The organism is Bacterioplanes sanyensis (genome assembly GCF_002237535.1).
GTDB classification, from domain to species: Bacteria; Pseudomonadota; Gammaproteobacteria; order Pseudomonadales; family Oceanobacteraceae; genus Bacterioplanes; species Bacterioplanes sanyensis_A.
The window spans coordinates 1,139,327-1,160,215 of sequence record NZ_CP022530.1; the positions used below are offsets into that span (position 1 = coordinate 1,139,327).

Below are 20,889 nucleotides of genomic sequence, written 5' to 3' on the forward strand. Positions count from 1 at the left end.
GCCAATGTCTATGGATAAGTTTTTGCGTCTGATGGTGGAGAAACAAGGCTCTGACTTGTTTATCACCGCAGGCGTCGCCCCATCAATGAAGGTGCATGGGACGATTATGCCGCTGACGCGCAGTCCGCTGGGGGCGGAGCAGGTGCGCGACATTGTGCTCGGCTTGATGAATAACAAGCAGCAAGAAGAGTTTGAAGAAAAGAAAGAACTCAACTTTGCTATTAACGCCAGTGGTATTGGACGTTTCCGTGCCAGTGCGTTTTACCAGCGCAATGTGGCGGGCATGGTGCTGCGGCGCATCGAAACCAAAATTCCCAAAGTCGATGATTTGGGCCTGCCGGATGTGATCAAAGACCTGGCGATGGAAAAGCGCGGTCTGATTATTTTTGTCGGCGCGACAGGTACCGGTAAGTCCACCTCTTTGGCATCGATGATTGGCCACCGCAACCAAAACAGTAAAGGCCACATTCTTAGTATCGAAGACCCGATCGAATTCGTGCATCGCCATGAAAACTGCATCATCACGCAGCGCGAGGTGGGCCTGGATACCGAATCGTTTGAAGTTGGCTTGAAGAACTGCCTGCGCCAAGCGCCAGATGTGATCATGATTGGTGAGGTGCGCTCTCCGGATACCATGGAGCACGCGGTCACCTTTGCCGAAACCGGACACTTGTGCCTCGCCACACTGCACGCCAACAACGCCAACCAGGCGCTGGAGCGTATTATTCACTTCTTCCCGCCAGAGCGTCATGGCCAGATCTGGATGGACTTGTCGTTGAACTTGCGTGCCATCGTCGCTCAGCAACTGATTCCAACTCCGGATGGAAAAGGGCGTCGGGCGGTCATCGAAGTGCTGATTAACTCACCGTTGGCCGCAGACTTGATCCGCAAGGGCGAGGTCCACGAACTCAAGCCGCTGATGCGTAAATCAAACGAGCTGGGCATGCAGACGTTCGACCAGGCGCTCTATCACCTGTACGAACAAGGTGAGATCACCTATGAAGACGCCATTTCCCACGCCGATTCGCCCAACGATCTGCGCTTGATGATCAAACTGGGCTCGGAAACCGACCTCGATCAGCTCGACGGCGCCACTCGCAACCTGCGCATCCAAGACTGAGCCTTGCGCTTGGCACACTTGATGTGTGTCAGGCGCTCATACTTGTTGGCGACGAGTGACTACCAATTGACTATCCTTATGCGACAATCCGCGCGCTCGTTTTGGCGGGCCTGTGTGTACTGGCTAAGGTGGTGACGTTTGGCGTTGATGCGACGCAATATCTGGACCCTGTTTATGCTCATCGTGATCGGTGGGCTGGGCATATTGGCTGCCATCATCAGTTACAGCTGGCATCAGCAGCTGCGAGATCATTTGCGCGCTTACAGCGACCGTGCCGAGCTGATCGGTGAAACCGCACGCAGTGTGCTGGCGGCGGAAGAAATGCTGCTCGACGTACTCGGCAACGAGCTGATCAACGCACCGGATGCCATGGCCGGTTTGAAGCCAGTGCCATTGCTGGATCGTTTACTGCAAGTTAACCCGGTACTGGTGGGCTTTGGCCTGGTGGGCCCGGATGGCGAGTTCATGCAAGTTAGCAGCAATGTGTTGAGCGACAACCTGCACAACTTGCTGCAACACTCGGAAACCCGTGACTCCTTCCTGCGCGCGCTGCATAGCCGTCATATGGTGCTTGGCCGCACCTACTTTATGCCATCGTTGCAGCGCTGGATCATTCCGCTGCGCAAAGCACTGCGAGACGATCAAGGCAATGTCATAGCAGTGATGACGTCTGGCATTAACCTGAGCGAGGCGTCGGAGCTGTTTCAGAAACAGATCCGTCCACATGATACTGTGCGCCTGGTGCGCTCACAGGATAACTACCTGCAGTACACGGCCGGCATCGATGCCTCGGAAGATCAATATGCTCAGCCGGTGGCTACTCAAGCTGTACGTGCGGTAGAGCGTTCCTTGCAGGAGATCAGCAGCGCCGATTTGGCCACCATTCGTTATGGCGATAAGGCATGGGGCTATCGGGTAGAGCGTCATGATCAGCATTGGCTCGGTGCGGCGATGTTCTTGCCTAACTATGGCTTGTGGGTATTAACGGAAACCCCCGAGCGACTGTTGCGTCAGGACTTCATGGGGCGCGTGGCCATTTATGGCGCTCTGTATGCGGTGGTGGTGCTGGTGTTGTTTGCGCTGTTTCGTTCTATTTCCAGTGCCGAAGATCAACAGCGCAAGCAGCTGTTTTATATGGTCAATCACGATGGGCTAACCAACCTGCCAAATCGCAATTACTTGTTGGAACATGTGCATGGTTGGATGGACGAAGGCCGCAGTTTTTACGTGATGTTTATCGACATGGACAACTTTAAGGGGGTCAACGACAGTTTTGGCCACGACTGCGGTGACCAGGTGCTGATCGAACTGACCCACCGTTTGCAGCGTCACGTTGAAGATGGCGAAGTGTTGGCGCGCTTAGGCGGCGATGAGTTTATCTTGCTGATGGAAACCCATGAGCAAGACAAGGCGCGAACGCGAGCACTGGAAATCATCAAATCGGTATCCAAGGACTACGCCGTTTACGGCTTCAATTTTCAGCTGGGCGCGAGTATCGGTGCTGCGCGCTATCCGCAACATGGCAACAGCATGAACGATTTGCTGCGCGCGGCAGACATTGCCATGCATGAAGCGAAAAAAGAGCGCAATGCCGTGCACTTCTATCACGATGAAATGGAAAGCGGCTATTTGCGCAAAATTCGCATCGAGCAGCGACTGCGTTCGGCGTTGTCCGGCGGTCATTTGTTTATGGTCTATCAGCCACAAGTGAGTCACGATGGACGCATGTTAGGGGTTGAGGCGCTGATCCGCTGGAAGGACGATGAGCTGGGTTTTGTGCCGCCGGACGAGTTTATTGGTGTGGCCGAAACCACTGGTTTGATGCCAGCCATTGGCGAATTTGTCGTTAATACCGCCATGCGCGAGATGACGCTGCTGCAGCAGCACCTGCGCCAGCAATTTGATATTGCGATTAATATTTCGGTCAAACAGTTCTTGCAGGCGGGTTTCGTAGCCGGCATTCGCGAGCACATCAATCACTATCGCATTGAGCCAAAGTACCTGACGCTGGAAATTACCGAAAGTGTCTTCATTGAAGACCTGCAGATGGTACTGCCGGCGTTAAATGAACTGCACGATATGGGGGTGCGTATCTCGTTGGACGACTTCGGCACCGGTTTTTCGTCACTGAGTGTGTTGCGTTTATTGCCTATCGATGAGCTGAAAATTGATAAGAGCTTTATCGACGATATTCGTACCGACCAGACGGCGCACAAAATGGCGCAGAGCGTGATTGCCATTGGCAAGAACTACAACATGTCGGTGCTGGCTGAAGGGGTAGAAACCGCGGAGCAAAAGGCGCTGTTGATTGAAGACGGTTGCGACCGCTTTCAGGGCTATCACTTTGCTAAACCGATGCCAGCGGCTGAGCTGGCGGTGTTTATTCGTGAGAGTCCCGCCATCTATCTTTAGCTTGCTGGTCATCCGCGCGGGCTTCTAACCAACGTGGCCCCTCATGTGTGTGTTCTTTTTTCCAGAATGGCGCGTCGGTTTTTAACCAGTCCATGATGTAGTGGCACGCCTCAAACGCTGCCTGCCGATGAGCGCTACTGACACCGACAAATACAATTTGCTCGCCCAACGATAACTTGCCCACTCGGTGCACCAGACGTACATTCAGCAGTGGCCAACGCCGGCGTGCAGCGGCGACAATCTGCTGCAAGCTGTGTTCGGTCATGCCGGGGTAGTGTTCCAGCTCCAGTGCTTGCACTTGGCTGTCCAGGTTCATATCGCGTACGGTGCCAACAAAAAACACCACAGCGCCAGCTTGGTGATTGCATTGCCGCAGAGCGTCGTAGTGCTGCTGCACGTTGAAGTCGTCGGTCTGAACCTGAATGGTATCCACATTACCCACCGGTCATGGGTGGAAAAAACGCCACTTCATCGTCATCTGTGAGAGTGGTGGCATCGTCGTGACACAGCTGCTGATTGACCGCGACTAACGCTTGCCCTTGGGCTAATAAATGCGACTGTGAGGGCCATTGCTGCTGCAATTGCTGGCGCAGCTCGGCAACGGATACGGCTGAGGCTTCTAGCTGCTCACATGCCAGAGACTCGCGCAGCGAGGCAAAAAACAATACCTTCACTGAGCACTCCAGTCGCCGTTTTTTCCGCCGCGTTTTTCTAGCACCCGAATACCATCAATGCGCATGGCTGGGTCCAGTGCTTTGCACATATCAAACAGGGTTAATGCGGCTACCGAAACCGCTGTGAGCGCCTCCATTTCTACACCCGTTTGGCCACTTAATTTACAGCGCCCGATAATGCGCACGCGCTGCTGATCGGGTTGTGGCTCAAACTCAACCGCCACCTTTGACAGCATTAATGGGTGGCACAGCGGAATCAATTGCGCCGTTTGCTTGGCCGCTTGAATACCGGCGATACGAGCCACGGCAAATACGTCGCCTTTGTCGTGGCCACCATCGAGAATGCGCTGCAGGGTATCGGCTTGCATCACCACATAGCCTTCAGTCAGAGCTTCGCGCTGGCTGACCTCTTTGCCACTGACATCGACCATATTGGCTTCGCCATCGGTGTTGATATGAGAAAACTCACCCATCGCAAGGCTCCTTGAGCTGTTTTAACCGCAGTACAAAGTTGCAGGGTTTGTGCTGGCTGTTCAGCTGATCGGCAATGATGTTATCCCAGGCGGTGCGGCAGGCATTGGTCGAACCTGGCAAACAGAAAATCAACATGTCGTTAGAGAAACCCGCAATGGCGCGACTTTGAATGGTTGAGCTGCCAATTTCCTGATACGAAATTTGCCGGAATAGTTCACCAAAGCCATCGACGGTTTTATCAAACAGTGGCGCGATGGCATCGGGTGTGGAATCGCGCTCGGTAAAGCCAGTACCACCGGTGACTAACACGACTTGGGTGACATCGTCGGCCGCCCACTGCGCAACTTGTGCTCGGATGCGGTATTTGTCGTCCGCCACGATGCGTTTGTCGATCAGCCGATGCCCGCTTGCTGTCAGGCGCTCACTAAGCAGCTGCCCACTTTTGTCGGTGTCTTCGGTTCGACTGTCGGACACCGTCAGGACGGCGATGTTGAGGCCAATAGCCTGCTCTGTGTAGGTGTTTGCCATAACTGACTCCTGGCGCAATTAGCCGCCGATCATAGCAAAATGTTTGATGGCGCCGGTATTGCCTTGATGTAAGTCGTGGCTGGCGGCTTTCAGTTGTAGCAGCTCTCTGAGCCGTTGCTGCAATTCGAGCTGGTGCTCGGCACGCATCAATGGGCGCAGGTCATGACCGTGCTCGCCAAACAGGCATAAATGCAGTTTGCCAGCGGCCGAAATGCGCAGACGGTTACAGCTGCTGCAGAAATGGCGGCTGTACGGCATGATCAGACCGATGTTGCCTTGGTAGTCGGGATGAGCAAACTCCTGCGCCGGGCCAGCATGGGGGCCGCGTGTGAGCGGCTGCCAGCCTTGTTGCAACAGTTGCTGTTTAATACTTTCGCCGCTGACATGATGGCGCGCAAAGTAGTCGGGCTGGCCGCCAGTTTCCATCAGCTCAATAAAGCGCAGCGTCACTGGCGTACGTTTGACCCAATGCAAAAACTCACTCAGTTGCTGCGGTTGATCGGCCAGCAATACGGCGTTGACCTTGATCGGCAATCCCAGCTGCAGGCCACGGTCAATGCCAGCCAAAATCTGCTGCAAACGATCATGGCCGGTGATGGCTTGAAACGCTCTTGGGTCCAGGCTGTCGATGCTGACATTGAGCTGATCGAGACCCACCTCATACCAAGCGTCGATATGCTCCAATAGCTTGTAACCATTGGTGGTTAAAGCGACGCTTTCTATTCCCTGGGTGCGTTTAACCTGGCGCAGAATCTCGACTAGGTCACGGCGTAACACCGGCTCGCCGCCGGTGATGCGTACTTTGCGCGTACCGGTGGCGGCAAATGCTTGCACGATCTGGTCGATTTCAGCCAGAGACAGTGGTTGCGGCTCACCGTCTCCCTGATAGCCGTTAGGTAAACAGTAGTGGCAGCGAAAGTTGCACACGTCTGTGATCGATAGCCGCAGGTAAGAAAATTGTCGCCCGTGATTATCGTGCAAAGGCTGCAGGGGAATGGGTTGCAAGGACATCGTCACCTTGAGTGGTTGCCAGCGGAAATGGCCATGCAGTGGCGAATATTGCGGCCATGACCGACCCTTGAACCCTCATTCTACGGTGGTGCAAAGCGATTTCAATAGCGCCGCAAACGGCGCCATTGAACACAGGGGTTCACTTCCGATTTACGGCAGCGGTTTAGGGCAGCAGAGTGAGCAAGCCATTTTCTTGGCTCACTTTGATCAGTAAGTTCTGCTCGGCCACCTGCAGGCGGGCGCAGAAATGTTCGGCACAGGCTTCGGATTGCAGGCTAACGGTCGGCATGGTCTGTCCGTCCGCCGAGGTTTGCAGGAAGAATAAGCGTATATCGCTGGCAAGCGGATTGGCTGCGCGCCAACGCACCAGTTGTCGCTGATCTCTCTGACCCACCTGGTTGGTGAGCTGTAGCGTGGCAATGCCATTAACGAGCTTCACACTATCGCTGCGGAACGGCTCTACGTTGGGCCAATAGTCCGGGATATCCGTGGTAAAGCTACCGCCGTGTTGAGACAAGGCGTAAATACTGCCACTGATGTTAGAGTTCTCGGCCCGGCTCAACTGATTGCATTTGGGCGTTAAATGCAGCTGTTGGGGGTTTTTCACTTCTAGTTTCACCGTAATCGAAGTACCACTGTCGCATTTGTCGCTGTCATCGACAGGGACTTGGAACCACTGCTCAGCTTGTGTGGTTTGACTGGTTTTTGCTTGTACCAGGTCTAACAGCAGATAACCTAGGTTGCCGACTGGAACAACCCAACGCTCATACTGCTTCAGGTGTCCTTCATTGGCAGGGCGAGCAAACTTACCAACATCGCCGTCGCGATAGGGTCCGCTGGCATCCACACGCACTGCGGCAACACCACTCACCGTGCGCTGCTCAAGTTGGCCACCATGGCCATAAGATTGCCCCCGGTACTGGTAGCGCTGACGCTTTTCATGGTCCAAATAGGTGTAGAAGGCTTCAGGTAAAACCAGAGTATTAGCACCTAACATATGATCGATACGATTGTCGTAGCCAGTCAGCTGGTCGAAAAGATCGTATTCGTAGTAGTTACGCACAATACGTCCGTAACCCATGTCGGCTAACAATCGACTGCCATGCGCTGCCCAAATGATACCGCCAACGTCCATTTCTCGATGTGGCGTGTTGGTCGCCGTAGTCGTTGCTACCAGAGTGCTGTGTCGACTTTGTAAATAGAAGGGGCGCTCAGCGGTGGCCTGCTGCGACAGTGGCGTGTCTGTCATCAGGTCTAAGCGCATTAGACCTGAATCAGGGTAAATAGCGAGCCGCGATACTTGAGAGTTTTGCTGGCAGGCGTTTACCTCCCCCTGCCAGTCATGAAAGACCATAGGGATGACTTGCCAAGGGTCATAAAAAGGGACGTCGTAGTAACTATGGCTGAAGTAACGTTGTAGCTCACAGGCGTCGATTGGTGGGTTTAAGTCGCTTCGGTTGAGGACGTTACCCGGATACATCAACTGCAATGCCATGTGGCTCGACAAACCGGTTTTTGGCCAGCCATCACCAAAATCGACAAAACGATTATCCGGCAGCACTGAGTCCACTAACCAGCTGGCGATATTGGGGCCGCGCAGCCAGTTAAAACTGTGCACTGGCTGGCCAAAGGAAGCCATCAGTAGTTGCTGCTGCAACAGAACATAAGGGTAGGATGTAAGTACCGCGTAGCTGGCGCCTTCCAGGTAACCACCATCGGCAAGGAAAAAATCGCGATGTAACCAATTAGTGGCCAGCACCGCCTCTAACACCTGTTGGGCCTTCTCGGCTTGCTCATGATAGTTGAGTATTGCCCAGTGCAATGCCGCCGTGTTGAGCATTACCGTCCAGTTATTGCCATTGAACAAAGACCAGTGTTGATGCTCGTATTGCTTTAAATAGCTGTCGATCTGGTATTCCAGCTCTTGGCGTAGATACGCTTCGTCGGCATCAGAGATCAGTGGGCTGTTGTCAAAAACATCGAGTACCAGGGTCCAGAACTGGAACGCAGGTGCGGCATCCAACACCATAAACTCGCTGGTGTTGGCCATGTGCCAGTATTTGTTAAAGCGATAGTCGGCGGGCATGCCAATCTCTGCTGCCCATTTGGGGGCAATGGTTGCCCTAGGCGCATCGTGCAAACGCTTGAACTCAGTGGCGAGGAACTTCTGTGCAAAACTCAGCACATCACTGCGTTCAAACTGGCACGGGTAAGCGTATTGATCGCAAAACAGCTCTCTGCGTAGCAAGTGGATCATACGAAAACGCAGATTGTTGTCGGCGACCCGATTGGTTGCGATTTCATCGTTCAAGTAACGCTTGGCTTCACGATGCTCTGCTAATGTCGCTGGCAGATTGTTGTGGCAGGCAACGCCGCCCATCAAAAGGTTTTGCCAGCTGTCTTTCATATTGTTGACGGTGCCTAGGCCGGAGCTGGGGCCCGGTACTTGGCAGTTAGGATCGAACTGTTCGATCTGTTGCAGCATGGCGAACCACTGTTCGTTGCTACCGTACAGGCGCGGGTGTTGGGGCGCAGGTGTGGTCGCAGGCTGTAAAATCAGCTGATCTAGCTGTTGTTGCTGGGCGCTGGTCAAAGGCAAGCCTGCCATATGGCTTAGATCTTGCGCCGTGACTTCCACCACCAACTGGTGTTGTGCGCTGTCTTCACCCACACGAATCGACGCCGACACTGTGTAGCGCCCGACGGCTGGTTGCAGTAGGCGTAAGCCTTGCTCGATGCGCTGCTGCTGGGGCTGTGATGACGTGCTGGTGATGGTCCATTGCACATCGTCGACGACTCCACCTTTCACGCTGGCTTGAATATCAATATGAGACACCGGCCACGCCAGTTCAGTGATATTGCTGCTGAGTGTCAGACTGAGCTCGGTTTTTTTATCTGAGCCGCCATCAGAACCGCCATCAGAACCGCCATCAGAACCGCCATCAGAACCGCCATCAGATCCGCCATCAGATCCGCCATCAGATCCGCCATCAGATCCGCCATCTGAGCCGCCATCTGAGCCGCCATCTGAGCCGCCATCTGAGCCGCCATCTGAGCCGCCATCTGAGCCGCCATCTGAGCCGCCATCTGAGCCGCCATCTGAGCCGCCATCTGAGCCGCCATCTGAGCCGTTATCTGAGCCGTTATCTGAGCCGTTATCTGAGCCGTTATCTGAACCGTTATCTGAGCCGCCAGATTCCTTTTCTCCCGGATTATTGGTCGAACCGCCGTCTTGTGGCTGAGTTGGAGTATCTGTTGAGCGTCCGTTTTCGTCTGATTCTGATGAGCCGCCGCAGGCGCTGAGCAGCGCTGAGCAGGCCAGTATCAGCAGGCATTGGTTCCATTGCATGGTGATTCTCCGGTTGAAAAGGGCCGCGGAGTATAGCGCTGACACTAATAACACCGACAGTTGCTGCGTCACAGCACGCTATCACTGATACACGGTGGCGCAAAATGTTACATGCCTGCTGCGGTCGGTGTTGCTGGGGGGGTGCGCGAGAGTTCGAAAGTTAGAGTGTCGACGGCTTTAGCCATCAACACTCAGCATGACCTGCTCTTTACGCTACTGCTCGAAGGTCAGCTCTGGCGCTGGTGTTTCTAGCAGGGCAGCAAAGGTACGCACCAGATCCATTTCCACGGACTTCAGTTGCTGATCGGCCTTGGCGCATGTGACCAAGGCTTTGATAAACCGCCCTTTGACGTGGGGGTAGGCTTGTTGCAGCTCGGTAATGGCTTGGTTGAGCGGCTTGAACTGACTTTGCTTGGGCTGCAATGCCAGCTCTAGTGCGGCTGCTTGGCAGGCTTGCTCAAATGCTTGCTGAGCTTGGGATTGATCGTCATGACCAAAGTGAGCCAAGTAACTGAGCACGGTTGCCGCCGCTTCTGTTACTTGCTCAACCTGGCGATAGCGGCTTTTCACTGGGCTGGCTTGTGCAAATACGGGTTCCAGATATTGCAAAATTAAGCGATACAAACACCATTCGAACACATCGATGCTGCCGTCGGCTTTGGCCAGTTTCACCAGCGTGGCGCGAAAGTCCTGATACTGGTTCGGTGACAATTGTTTGAGTGCTGGAATGGCCAACTCCACCAGTGGCAGGCGTTGATCATCGTCTAGGTGCGGTAGCTGTTGGGCCAGGCGCAATACGATTTGATAGCTGTCCTGACCTTGATACTGGCGAATCAAATCCAATTGCTGATCGTGCACCAGTCGCTTAGGCGGTGCTAGCAGCAGGGAGAAGACCAATGCGCGCGCCGAGTAAGGGTCACGTGCGGCGTCTTTCATCGTCGCCAACGCTTGTTGTCGGTGTTGCTCGTCAGTGTCGGTATTGGTGTTGGTATTTAGCTCTCTAGTGCTTAGCTCGTTGGTGTCGGTTGTCGCTGCAGCGGTTTCTGCATGGCCAGGATTGCTTGCAGCAGCCATGGCGACCGCCGCCATGGTCATCGCAGGGGCTGCCCCTGCGGTTTGTTGAGCGAGTTCCGGGTCTGCCGCCTCGGCTTGCTGACGCGACTGCGGCTCCAGATAGCGACCGTCCCAACGCTTGTCGAGCTGGCGAATGCGCTCCTCCAGCGGCGGATGAGTCAAAAACCAATGGAAACGCCAAGGTGCGGCTTGGCCAAAGAACAGATGAGCCGTCTCTTCCCGTTCGGTGCTGGAAATCTCACTGCCGGCGCCATGGCCGATCACCTTTAACGCATCGGCAATGCCGTCCGGGTTACGCGTGAACTGCACGGCTGAGGCATCGGCAAGAAACTCGCGCTGACGCGATACCGCCGCTTTTATAAGGTTGCCAAAGAATACGCCGCTGTAGCCAATCACCACCAACGACAAACCAATGGCCCACAGTGGCAGCGTATTGTTTTCTTTGCTGGAGGAACGGCTGCGACTGTGCATCGCCGATTCGAGCATGAAACGCCCGATCAAACCGATAAACAAGATGCCGAACAATATCGCCATTAAGCGAATATTGAGGCGCATGTCACCATTAAAAATATGGCTGAACTCGTGTGCAATCACGCCCTGCAGCTGGTCGCGTGACAGCTTTTCCATAGTGCCTTGAGTAACACCAATCACAGCATCCGAGGGTTGATAACCCGCAGCAAAGGCGTTGATGCTGTGGTCCGGCAGCACATACACAGGCGGTACTGGCATGCCAGAGGCGATGGCCATTTCTTCCACCACATTGAGCAGGCGGCGCTGATAAAAATCATCACTGTTGGGTGGAACCAAGCGTCCACCCAGCATTTCCGCCACACGCTGGCCGCCACCACGCAGAGACAGCCATTTATACAAACTCGCGCACGCCACCACGGCGATTACGGCGGCACTGATGGTCAGCCACTGCTGCCAAGAGACCTTGGATGTCAGGCTGTCGAGCAAGCTGACTTGCTGCGTGCTGTTGTACTCGAAGCCCCATAACGCACCAACCACCACCAAGTTAACCAGCACGGTGAGTGCTAAAACGGCCAGGCCAAATAGGAATATCAGCTGGCCCGTGCGCTTACGGGCCTGGTCTTGTTGGGAGAAGAAATCCATGGTCGCAAATGATTAAAACGACACTTTTGGTGCTGCCTGCATTGCTGCAGAGTCGGCAAATTCCAGCAGTTCAGCGTCGCTGCCATGGCCAAACATGCCGGCAAATACTACCGGTGGGAACGACTGACGGAAGGTGTTGTAAGTCGTGACGGCGTCGTTAAAGGCCTGGCGGGCAAACGAAATCTTGTTTTCTGTGCTGGTCAGCTCTTCGCTCACTTGCATCATATTTTGGTTGGCCTTCAGATCTGGATAGGCTTCCATCACCACGTTCAGGCGCCCCAAGGCTCCTGCAAGTGCGCCCTCGGCGCCGGCCAGTTGCTGCATGGCTTGCTTGGCTCCCGGCATTTTCGATGCAGCTTTTAGGCCGGCTGCGGCTTCATTGCGCGCCGCTATCACAGCTTCCAAGGTTTCACGCTCGTGTTGCATGTACGCCTTGGCGGTTTCAACTAGGTTCGGAATCAGGTCATAACGACGTTTCAGCTGCACTTCAATTTGCGCAAAGCTGTTCTGGTAGCGGTTTTTGTAGGTCACCAGCTTGTTGTAAATACCGATGACATAGATCACCAGCAGAGCCAGAACGACCAGAATAATGATGGTGGAAATATCCATGGCTTATCTCTCCGTTTATTTGACCCATTGGCCGTTGGCGTTTTGATAGGGCGCTTGTTCTTTGGCGGCGCGGGCGGTGAGTTTTTCGCCAGCGATCTTTTCGATATTAGCTAAGGCGGTCTTTTGCTGGTCGGCGATTTCCAAGTATTTCTGTTTGCGCTTGTGGTTAATGCGCTGCACTAACGCTGCGGCCTCAGCATGGCCGGGGTTTAGCAAACCCAGGTAGCCATCGCTTTGCTCGCCGACTAACTGCTGTGATTTGGCTTGGTCCAGATCCAATGCCCACAGGTTCGCGGCACACAGTAGGATCAGGGTGGTGAATACGATACGTAACATCAGTGTCTCTCCGCGTTAGAACAAGTCGTCTTCTTGCTGGAACAGGTCATCCAGTTGTTTTTCAACCTTGACGCGCACTTCGTGCTCAATTTTGACGTTCAGGTTGATGGTGATGGGCTTTTCCGGAGCGGCCATCTTGACCGTGCAGGCACTGCTCAGCAGGGCGGCTGCAATGACGAATGTAAGTTTCATGCCGGGATGGTTTCCTTTCACGGGTCCTGCAAGGTTGGGACCTAGGTTGCGATGAGTCACTCTAGCGATGGCACGGCTGGGAATGCAAGCCTTTGTCATCGGCCATGAGAGCCAGCGCGCAATGTCGCTATGGGGGACCGGGCAGTGTGCAAGCCAGCGAACTATTTCCGCTGTGCAGAGCTGGGTCAATTTAAACCCCCACCAAATGTCGTTATAATCGCTCGACTAATAATCAGGCGTCTGTGTAGACGGTGCGGCAACGTGCCGGTGTTCAGACACCCGGCCGAGATAGCTTAAGAGAGGACAGTTACGTGAAACAACTGAAAGCACTGATTCTGGCAGCCGCAGCGCTTGTAGCTGCTCAAGCGATGGCGTTAACCGACAGCGAAGCTGACAAAATCCGTGAGCGTATCAAGCCTGTTGGTGAAGTGTGTGTTGGCGCTGAGTGCGGCGCAGCGCCGGTTGTTGCCAGCAGTGAGCCACGTTCTGGCGAAGAAGTGTACACCGCTGCTTGTACCGCTTGTCACGCAGTGGGTGTGTTGGGCGCGCCTAAAACTGGCGACGTAGCCGCTTGGGAAGAACGCTTAGCCAAAGGCATGGAGCAAACTTGGCAGAATGCCATCAATGGTATTAACGCCATGCCAGCCAAAGGCAACTGCATGGACTGCTCTGATGACGAAATTCTGGCCGCGATTAAGTACATGGCGGGCAAATAAGCCGCGTCGCAGGTCGTAAAAAAGCCGCTCATTGAGCGGCTTTTTTATTGCTCCGAGCTGGCGGTTTAGTCCAGCTGCAGAGCACGTTTCATAAACTCTGGTAGGGCCAGCGCCGCGGCATGAATTTCGGCGTTGTAGTACTGGGTGCGAAAGCTCTTGCTGGCAGCGTCTTCAATTCTGAATACCGTCGCATCACCGCCCTTGCTGGCCAGGGTGCAGCTCCACCAACCCGATGGATAAATGACCTGAGGAAAGGGAAAGGTATGGCTGGTGCTGGCTCCGGCGCTGGCCATGTCGGTGTGAATCTTCTTGATGATGCTGTCGCTGTGATAAAGCGGCGATTCACTTTGTTGCACCACAACGCCCTGCTGATCCAAAGCACGCATGCAATCCTGATAAAAATCGACGGCAAACAGCCCTTCGGCTGGGCCAACTGGGTCGGTACTGTCGATAATGATGACGTCTAGTGATCCCGCTTCACGCTGTTTGATCCAATCGATGCCATCGGCAAACAAAATCTGTGCACGCGGATCTGCATTGGATTCACACAGTTCAGGGAAGTACTTTTCCGCCATGCGCGTGACTTGCTCATCGATATCGATCTGGTACGCCACTTCCACGCTGGGGTGCTTTAACACTTCGCGCAGCGTGCCGCAGTCGCCGCCACCGATAATGGCAACGCGCTTTGGGTTAGGGTGAGAGAACAGTGGCACGTGGGCCATCATTTCGTGGTAAACGAAGTTTTCACGGCTGCTGACCATGGTGCAGCCATCAATCACCATCAGTTTGCCAAACGTCTCTGTGTCGTACATGTCGATGGTTTGAAACTCGCTGGTCACTTGCTCCAGATGCGCTGTTACCTTGAGGGAAAAGGCAGAGCCTTGCTGATCAAAGATTTCAGTAAACCAGCCATCGGCCAAAGGGTGTGTCATAACAGAAAATCTCGCTGCAAACGGAAAAGCCCCGCGCACATATTGCCGAGCGGATCGCGGGGGGTACAATTGGCCGCCACAATAACCCAAGCCCCTGGTGACGCCAAGCGCCAGCGGCTGCCTCTGCCGAGTCTTTTTGCCATGTCGCTGTGTGCTGCCGATCACTACAATTTACCGTTCTGGAGCGAGGGCTACGTCAGCGTCAATGACGCTGGCCAGCTGCAAGTTCAGCCGCAGCCAGATCAGCCGCCGGTGGTGTTGCAGCAGGTCGTCACCGCAGCCCAGCAGCAAGGCCTGCGATTGCCTTTATTGGTACGTTTTCCCGGCATCATTCATCAACGTATCGACACCTTAGTGCAGGCATTTTCCAAGGCGCGGCAGGACGTTGGTTATCAAGGGCCGTTTGTGCCTGTGTATCCTATCAAGGTGAACCAGCAGCGCCCGGTGGTGGAGCAAATCGTGCGCGGCCAACAACGCGCAGGCTGTGACCTGGTCGGTTTGGAGGCTGGCAGTAAACCCGAGTTGATTGCGGTGCTGTCGCAGCTGGGGGAAACGCGTGGGCTGATCGTTTGCAATGGCTACAAGGATCGCCACTTTATTCGGTTAGCGTTGCTGGCGGAAAAGCTCGGTCATCAGGTATTTCTGGTGATCGAAAAGCTGTCGGAGTTGCCGCTGATTTTAGAGCAAGCAGAACAGTTGCAGGTGACGCCACGGTTGGGCATTCGTGCGCGCCTGGCGACCATCGGCAAAGGCAATTGGCAAAACACCGGTGGTGAGAAGTCCAAATTTGGCTTGTCGGCGGATCAGATCCTACAGGTGGTACGCCAGCTTGAGCAGCGCGGCCAACTGGATTGCCTGCAATTGCTGCATTTCCATCTCGGCTCGCAGCTGGCCAATATTCGCGACATTCACACCGGGTTACGTGAATGCAGTCGTTTGTTCGCTGAGTTAGTGCGTTTGATGGTGCCGATCCAGTGGCTGGATGTGGGCGGCGGCTTGGGTGTCGATTACGAAGGCACGCGCTCACGCAGTTACTGTTCGATGAACTACAGCATCGAGGAATACGCCCGTAACGTGGTGACCGCCTTTGCCGATGTCTGCAACGAATTGGACATTGCCATGCCGGGGCTGATCACAGAATCAGGGCGGGCAATGACGGCTCATCATGCGGTGTTGATCGCAGAAGTCATAGATCATGAGAGCCCCACCGCTGAGCTGCCGCAGGCACCGGAGGACGATGCGCCGGTGGAGCTGCATCACCTCTACCAGGCTTGGCAGTTATTGCAGCAAGAGCTTAGCCCGGCGTCGTTGGTGGAGCTGTATCACGATGTTCAGCATTGGATGACGGATGCGCAAGCGGCGTTTAGTCATGGCCTCTACCGCTTGCACGAACGTGCTCAGGTGGAGTCCTTGTACCGCAATGTTGGCTCGCTGCTGAAGCAGCGCTTGATGCCAGGCAATCGCAATCATCGTGACTTGTTGGATGAGCTGTACGAAAAACAGGCCGACAAGGTGTTCGTCAACTTTTCCTTATTCCAGTCTTTGCCGGATGTGTGGGGCATCGACCAGATTTTCCCAATCGTACCGCTGGAGCGTTTGGATCAGCCGGTTAGCTGTCGTGGTGTGCTGCAAGACATCACCTGCGACTCTGATGGCCGTATTGACCAGTATGTCGACGCCGACGGCATTGGCTCGTGTTTACCGCTGCCCGGGGTTGAGCGTGGTGATTGTCTGGGCTTCTTTATGGTCGGTGCCTACCAGGAAATCCTGGGTGATTTGCACAATTTGTTTGGCGATACCGATTCTGTGGATGTTGAAAGCCGCGGTGATGGGTTACAGCTGAGCTTTCCAGTACAGGGCGACGATTTGCAAACCGTGCTGGCGTACGTGAATTACGATGCCGAAGACATTCGCCAGCGCCTGCAGCAGCAGGTGGCGACTTCGACCTTGCCTGAGCAGGACCAAGCACAGCTGCTGGCTGAGCTGCAAGAAGCCTTATCGGCCTATACCTACCTGGGCAGCTGACGGAATTTGGACACTTTCGAAACGCTCGATCGCTGAAAAACCGACGCAGTCATATTTTTGGTTACCGTTGTTTGGCGAGGGCTGGCGCTTGCTTGCGGCTGGTCTATAACTACTAAGCCGCTGGTGGCAACTTTCCAACAACTTCTGCTGGGAGGGCGTATGGCTGAAGATATGGACTACTCCAATGATGACTACAACGCACAGGATGCTGCGGCTGACAAAGCCCAGGCCGACAGTGCGTTAAGCCGTGAACAACTGCGCAAAGCAATGCAAAGCGACGTTGAAGCGTTTCTCGCACGCGGCGGAAAAATTCAGAAAATCGACAACAATGTGATGGCGGACCCGCCACGCAAACCGCAAAGCAGCTATGGTAGCCGCCCCATTTAAGCCGGTTACTCTGGTATGAGGCTGCTCAGGCCAAACCGGCCCATTGTCGGGCCGGGCCACTGTTATTGTTGTCTGCCCCTGCTAAGCTGCGGCGCATAATAAAGAAAGGAAGCTCACTCATGCCGTCTCAGCACGCTCGTAAACAACGTCAACGCTTAAATGCGATACCCGCCGCTGCCGCCTTATTGGTGTTCGCCGTTATGTGGCTGTTTCACCACAGCGGCATAGTGTAATCAGAGACTGGCGATGGCCGCTGGCAACTGACTGAGATGATTGATTTCTTGGTCGGGCTCGCACTCTGTGTGTGTCCATGCGGCGTCGGATAGATTCACCCACACAGTTTTCATTCCCAGGCGCTTGGCCGCTACCACGTCTTGTTCCTGATGGTCGCCGACATGCACGCATTGCGTGGCGGTGACGCCGTGTTGCGCCATAGCCTGCTCAAACATGGTAGGGTCCGGCTTGGCCGCACCGACCTTTTCTGCCGATAAATGACCTGCAAACAACGGCTCAATACCAATCAGTGACAGATCTGCGTTGCCATTGGTAACGGCGACCAGCGGGGCGTTTTCGCTCAGCTGTTGCAGCGCCTGCAACGCTCCATCGAACAAGGTGACTTGGCTGCGCGCATGGTAAAAAACGGCGAATGCTTGCTCGGCAAAATCGGCGGCGGCGGTCTCTTGCAACCCAGCTTGCAAAAACACCCGGCGCAGCACTTCGATGCGCAGTTTGGACACCTGATGGCGCCACTGCGGGTAACATTCGGCAATGGTGTTTTTGTACTGCCGCAGTGCCTCAAGGGTATAAAACTCAATCGCCACTGGGCAGTGCTGGGCGATCCAATCGTAAGTCGCTTGTTCGGCGGCAATAATGACGGGATCTGTATCCCACAGGGTATGGTCCAGGTCCAGAGTAATAAGCTGTGGCTGCATTACACCACCGGCACTTGCGGCAAGCGTAGCGCCAAAATATCGGCCACGTAATCGAGGAACAGGGTATCCATTGAACTGCGGTAATAGCTAGGGTCCTGACTGGCCACGCTGAGTATGCCGTGGTTGTCTTTGCCGCGGATTTGCGCTGCGGCGACAGAGCGGCAGTCGGTGCTTTGGTTGCCCAACAGAGCGGCAATGTCTTGCTGCTGCAATTGGCCGCAAATTGCACGGTGGCCTTTGAACAAGCGCTGCACTTGACGCTGGCGCTCCGCCGAGCGAATGGTAATCAGCGGCGCTTCAAGGTTGCGCTCAGTGAAATGCAGCATGGCCCAGCTGTCGACACCAAAATCGTTGCGCAGGGAATCATCCAGAGCGGCTTGAATGCCAAGCCAGTTTTCTGCTTCCACCAGTGCCAGCACCAAGCGTCGGCTTTTCTCAAACAGTTGATCGTTGCGACGGGCGTTTTCCAGCAGATCGGACAAGCGCTGGCGCAGCTCGACATTGCGTTCGCGATGAATGGACAGCTGACGCTCGACCAAGGATGTGGCAGCACCAGCATTGTGAGGAATGCGAAGCTGCATCAGCAGGTCGTCTTTGCCAACAAAAAAATCGGGATGATCTTGTAGGTACTGTTTGACGTCTTCGTCTGTCAAATGCGGCTGTTGGCTCATGCGCCCCTCATACGTTCATTCGGCCTTCAAACACCGGCGTGGCAGGGCCGGTCATGTGTACGTGACCCTGATCGCCATCCCAATCAATCCACAGCTCACCGCCGGGCAACGTCACTTTGACGCCGGGCTCAAGCCAGCCACGCAGCTGGCCTGATACCACGGCGGCGCAGGCGCCGGTGCCGCATGCGAGGGTCTCACCCACGCCGCGTTCAAACACGCGCAGTCGCACTTCGTGCGGGTTGATGACCTGCATAAAGCCGACATTGACCTTGTTCGGGAACGCTGGGTGAGGCTCGATTAGGCTGCCCCAATGATCCACGGGGGCATCGTCGATATCGTCCACACGCAAAACCGCATGCGGGTTGCCCATGGATACCGCCCCGATCATTACCTCGCCAATGCCTTCAACTTGAACCGGGTATTCAGCGGCGAACGCTGGTGCGGTAAAAGGAATTTGTGACGGCGTCAGTACCGGTTTGCCCATATCCACCACCACGTCTTTGTCATCGGTCAGTTGCAACTGCATGATGCCGGTGGCGGTTTCGACACGGATGCTGCGTTTGCCGGTCAGGTGCTGATCATACACAAAGCGGGCAAAGCAACGTGCACCGTTGCCGCAGTTTTCAACTTCACTGCCGTCGGCATTAAAAATGCGATAACGAAAGTCGACGTCCGGACGGGTCGGCCGTTCCACCAGCAGCAACTGGTCAAAACCCACACCCAAGTGACGGTCAGCCAGCTGGGCAACTTTGTCGCTGCGGATGTAGCCGTTTTGTGTCACCAGGTCGACGACCATAAAGTCATTGCCGAGGCCGTGCATCTTGCTGAATTTAAGCCACATAACTCGTCCTTAGGGCAGCTGCTGCTCGTTGGCAAATTGCTCGACAATGCCCTCGCGCTGGCGCACCAAGTGCGCTTGATCGCCGTCCACCATCACTTCTGCAGGTCGACCTCGGGTATTGTAGTTGGAGGCCATCACAAACCCATAGGCGCCAGCGGACATAACGGCCAGCAAGTCACCGTCGGCAATGGCCAGAGTTCGGTCTTTACCAAGAAAATCACCGGTTTCACACACAGGTCCGACGACATCGTAGCAACGAGCCGGCGCGTCGCTGTGCTCGGCAACGGGTTTGATGTCTTGCCAAGCGCTGTACAGCGATGGGCGAATTAAGTCGTTCATGGCGCCGTCAATGATGGCGAAGTTTTTATGCTGGTTGAGTTTCAGATACTCAACACGGGTCAGAAAAACACCAGCGTTGGCTGAGATGGAGCGACCTGGCTCAAACATCAATGCTAACGAACGGCCAGCCAAGCGTTGTTTCACCGCACTGACAAAGTCGCCGATGGACGTCGGCTGCTCGTCTTGGTAGGTCACGCCCAAGCCTCCGCCGATATCCAAATGCTCGATTGTGATGCCCTGAGCTGACAGCTCGTCGATTAACAACAGCAAGCGGTCCAGCGCATCCAGGAAGGGCGCGATGTCAGTAAGCTGACTGCCGATGTGGCAATCCACACCCTTGATGGTCAGGCCGGGCAGTGCGGCGGCTTTTTGATAAATGCGTACGGCATCGTCGATGGCAATGCCAAACTTATTGTCTTTTAGCCCAGTGGAAATGTACGGGTGAGTTTGAGCATCAACGTCTGGGTTAATCCGCAGTGACACAGGTGCTGAGCAATCCATTTCAGTGGCCACTTGGCTTAAGCGCTCAAGTTCGGCCTCGGATTCAACATTAAAGCAGTGCACACCCAGCTCCAGCGCGCGGCGCATTTCTGCCGCTTGCTTGCCTACGCCAGAGAATACGATGCGCTGCGGATCACCACCGGCGGCGATTACGCGTTCAAGCTCGCCTTGGCTGACAATATCGAAGCCGGCACCTTGGCGTGCCAATACGTTCAGTACCGCCAAGTTGGAGTTGGCTTTAACCGCGTAGCAGATCATGCCTGGACAATCGCCAAGAGCCTGCTGGTATTGCAGAAAGTGTTGCTCCAACGCCTTTCGGGAATACACATACAGCGGCGTGCCGAACTGCTCGGCGGCTTGGCTCAGGTCTAGGTGTTCAGCGTGTAAAGTACCATCGCGGTATGTAAAAACTGACATCAGGATTGTGATTCCGTAGCTGGTGGCGGAGTGTGCTCGGGCAGATACAAATCGCCTTTTTGTCCGCAACCTGACAATTGAGTCAGGGCCAGGCTGGACAAGCATAGCAATAACAGGCGCGTGAGCATCTTACCCTCCGTATATGGGTTCGCCAGCATGGCTGACAGCAGCTGAATTGGCGAAAAAAGAGGCTAAGTATAAGGACAAAGCGCGGCGCTGTCTCTGCATGCGCGCTG

The 20,889-nt window shown here is 54.8% G+C and carries 21 protein-coding genes; 5 read left to right on the forward strand and 16 right to left on the reverse strand.

The features are described 5' to 3' along the window. Positions 1-4 precede the first annotated feature (4 nt). Both CHH28_RS05360 and CHH28_RS05365 read left to right on the forward strand, forming a co-directional pair. Positions 5-1,120 (forward strand): PilT/PilU family type 4a pilus ATPase, encoded by a 1,116-nt coding sequence (locus tag CHH28_RS05360; protein ID WP_094059347.1) that lies wholly within the window; start codon positions 5-7, stop codon positions 1,118-1,120. Between the two features lie 174 nt (positions 1,121-1,294). Next, complete coding sequence (locus tag CHH28_RS05365) at positions 1,295-3,532, forward strand: putative bifunctional diguanylate cyclase/phosphodiesterase (protein ID WP_199244005.1); 2,238 nt, start codon at positions 1,295-1,297, stop codon at positions 3,530-3,532. Here CHH28_RS05365 and moaE read toward each other — a convergent pair. The 10 genes from moaE to CHH28_RS05415 form a co-directional block, all read right to left on the reverse strand. Further along, positions 3,501-3,965, reverse strand: coding sequence for a molybdopterin synthase catalytic subunit MoaE (gene moaE, locus CHH28_RS05370; RefSeq protein WP_094059349.1), 465 nt, complete (start codon positions 3,963-3,965; stop codon positions 3,501-3,503). The two genes, CHH28_RS05365 and moaE, sit on opposite strands and share 32 nt — an antisense overlap. Position 3,966: 1 nt before the next feature. Next, complete coding sequence (locus CHH28_RS05375; protein ID WP_094059350.1) at positions 3,967-4,206, reverse strand: MoaD/ThiS family protein; 240 nt, start codon at positions 4,204-4,206, stop codon at positions 3,967-3,969. Continuing rightward, complete coding sequence (gene moaC, locus CHH28_RS05380) at positions 4,203-4,679, reverse strand: cyclic pyranopterin monophosphate synthase MoaC (protein WP_094059351.1); 477 nt, start codon at positions 4,677-4,679, stop codon at positions 4,203-4,205. The genes CHH28_RS05375 and moaC overlap by 4 nt, the downstream gene beginning before the upstream one ends. Then, the gene (gene moaB / locus CHH28_RS05385) at positions 4,672-5,208 is read right to left on the reverse strand and encodes a molybdenum cofactor biosynthesis protein B (protein WP_094059352.1); all 537 of its coding nucleotides are present in this window, start codon (positions 5,206-5,208) and stop codon (positions 4,672-4,674) included. Before moaB ends, moaC begins: the two co-directional genes overlap by 8 nt. An 18-nt stretch (positions 5,209-5,226) precedes the next feature. Then, positions 5,227-6,198 carry a GTP 3',8-cyclase MoaA gene (moaA, locus tag CHH28_RS05390; RefSeq protein ID WP_233243833.1) on the reverse strand — a complete coding sequence of 324 codons (972 nt, stop codon included), beginning with the start codon at positions 6,196-6,198 and terminating at the stop codon, positions 5,227-5,229. 184 nt (positions 6,199-6,382) lie between these two features. Beyond that, the gene (locus tag CHH28_RS20030; RefSeq protein WP_199244006.1) at positions 6,383-9,568 is read right to left on the reverse strand and encodes a hypothetical protein; all 3,186 of its coding nucleotides are present in this window, start codon (positions 9,566-9,568) and stop codon (positions 6,383-6,385) included. Between the two features lie 213 nt (positions 9,569-9,781). Then, positions 9,782-11,755 (reverse strand): M48 family metallopeptidase, encoded by a 1,974-nt coding sequence (locus CHH28_RS05400; protein WP_094059354.1) that lies wholly within the window; start codon positions 11,753-11,755, stop codon positions 9,782-9,784. Positions 11,756-11,767: 12 nt separating this feature from the next. Then, the gene (locus CHH28_RS05405; RefSeq protein WP_094059355.1) at positions 11,768-12,364 is read right to left on the reverse strand and encodes a LemA family protein; all 597 of its coding nucleotides are present in this window, start codon (positions 12,362-12,364) and stop codon (positions 11,768-11,770) included. Positions 12,365-12,379: 15 nt separating this feature from the next. Then, positions 12,380-12,700, reverse strand: a complete 321-nt coding sequence (locus tag CHH28_RS05410) for a YdbL family protein (RefSeq protein WP_094059356.1) — start codon at positions 12,698-12,700, stop codon at positions 12,380-12,382. Positions 12,701-12,715: 15 nt separating this feature from the next. Next, complete coding sequence (locus CHH28_RS05415) at positions 12,716-12,892, reverse strand: YnbE family lipoprotein (protein WP_094059357.1); 177 nt, start codon at positions 12,890-12,892, stop codon at positions 12,716-12,718. Positions 12,893-13,203: 311 nt separating this feature from the next. Between CHH28_RS05415 and CHH28_RS05420 the strand changes: the two genes are divergently transcribed. After that, positions 13,204-13,608: a c-type cytochrome gene (locus tag CHH28_RS05420; protein WP_233243753.1), complete on the forward strand. Its 405-nt coding sequence runs from the start codon at positions 13,204-13,206 to the stop codon at positions 13,606-13,608. 65 nt (positions 13,609-13,673) lie between these two features. Here the strand turns inward: CHH28_RS05420 and speE are convergent, their stop codons facing one another. Next, a complete protein-coding gene (gene speE / locus CHH28_RS05425) occupies positions 13,674-14,540 on the reverse strand; it encodes a polyamine aminopropyltransferase (RefSeq protein ID WP_094059358.1) in 867 nt (288 codons plus the stop codon). 69 nt (positions 14,541-14,609) lie between these two features. Between speE and speA the strand changes: the two genes are divergently transcribed. Both speA and CHH28_RS05435 read left to right on the forward strand, forming a co-directional pair. After that, on the forward strand, positions 14,610-16,565 hold the full coding sequence (speA, locus tag CHH28_RS05430; protein WP_332881232.1) for a biosynthetic arginine decarboxylase: 1,956 nt from the start codon (positions 14,610-14,612) through the stop codon (positions 16,563-16,565). Positions 16,566-16,724: 159 nt separating this feature from the next. Further along, a complete protein-coding gene (locus CHH28_RS05435; RefSeq protein WP_094059360.1) occupies positions 16,725-16,952 on the forward strand; it encodes a hypothetical protein in 228 nt (75 codons plus the stop codon). Positions 16,953-17,185: 233 nt separating this feature from the next. Here CHH28_RS05435 and CHH28_RS05440 read toward each other — a convergent pair whose 3' ends face one another. From CHH28_RS05440 to lptM, 5 genes are read right to left on the reverse strand one after another with little or no spacing between them, the layout of a single operon-like run. Then, positions 17,186-17,884, reverse strand: a complete 699-nt coding sequence (locus CHH28_RS05440) for an HAD family hydrolase (RefSeq protein ID WP_094059361.1) — start codon at positions 17,882-17,884, stop codon at positions 17,186-17,188. After that, a complete protein-coding gene (locus tag CHH28_RS05445) occupies positions 17,884-18,555 on the reverse strand; it encodes a DUF484 family protein (protein WP_094059362.1) in 672 nt (223 codons plus the stop codon). Before CHH28_RS05445 ends, CHH28_RS05440 begins: the two co-directional genes overlap by 1 nt. 7 nt (positions 18,556-18,562) lie before the next feature. Beyond that, positions 18,563-19,396: a diaminopimelate epimerase gene (gene dapF, locus CHH28_RS05450; protein ID WP_094059363.1), complete on the reverse strand. Its 834-nt coding sequence runs from the start codon at positions 19,394-19,396 to the stop codon at positions 18,563-18,565. A gap of 9 nt (positions 19,397-19,405) precedes the next feature. Further along, positions 19,406-20,653: a diaminopimelate decarboxylase gene (gene lysA / locus CHH28_RS05455; protein WP_094059364.1), complete on the reverse strand. Its 1,248-nt coding sequence runs from the start codon at positions 20,651-20,653 to the stop codon at positions 19,406-19,408. Beyond that, positions 20,653-20,811 (reverse strand): LPS translocon maturation chaperone LptM, encoded by a 159-nt coding sequence (lptM, locus tag CHH28_RS20150; RefSeq protein WP_332881233.1) that lies wholly within the window; start codon positions 20,809-20,811, stop codon positions 20,653-20,655. The genes lysA and lptM overlap by 1 nt, the downstream gene beginning before the upstream one ends. Between the last annotated feature and the right edge of the window lie 78 nt (positions 20,812-20,889).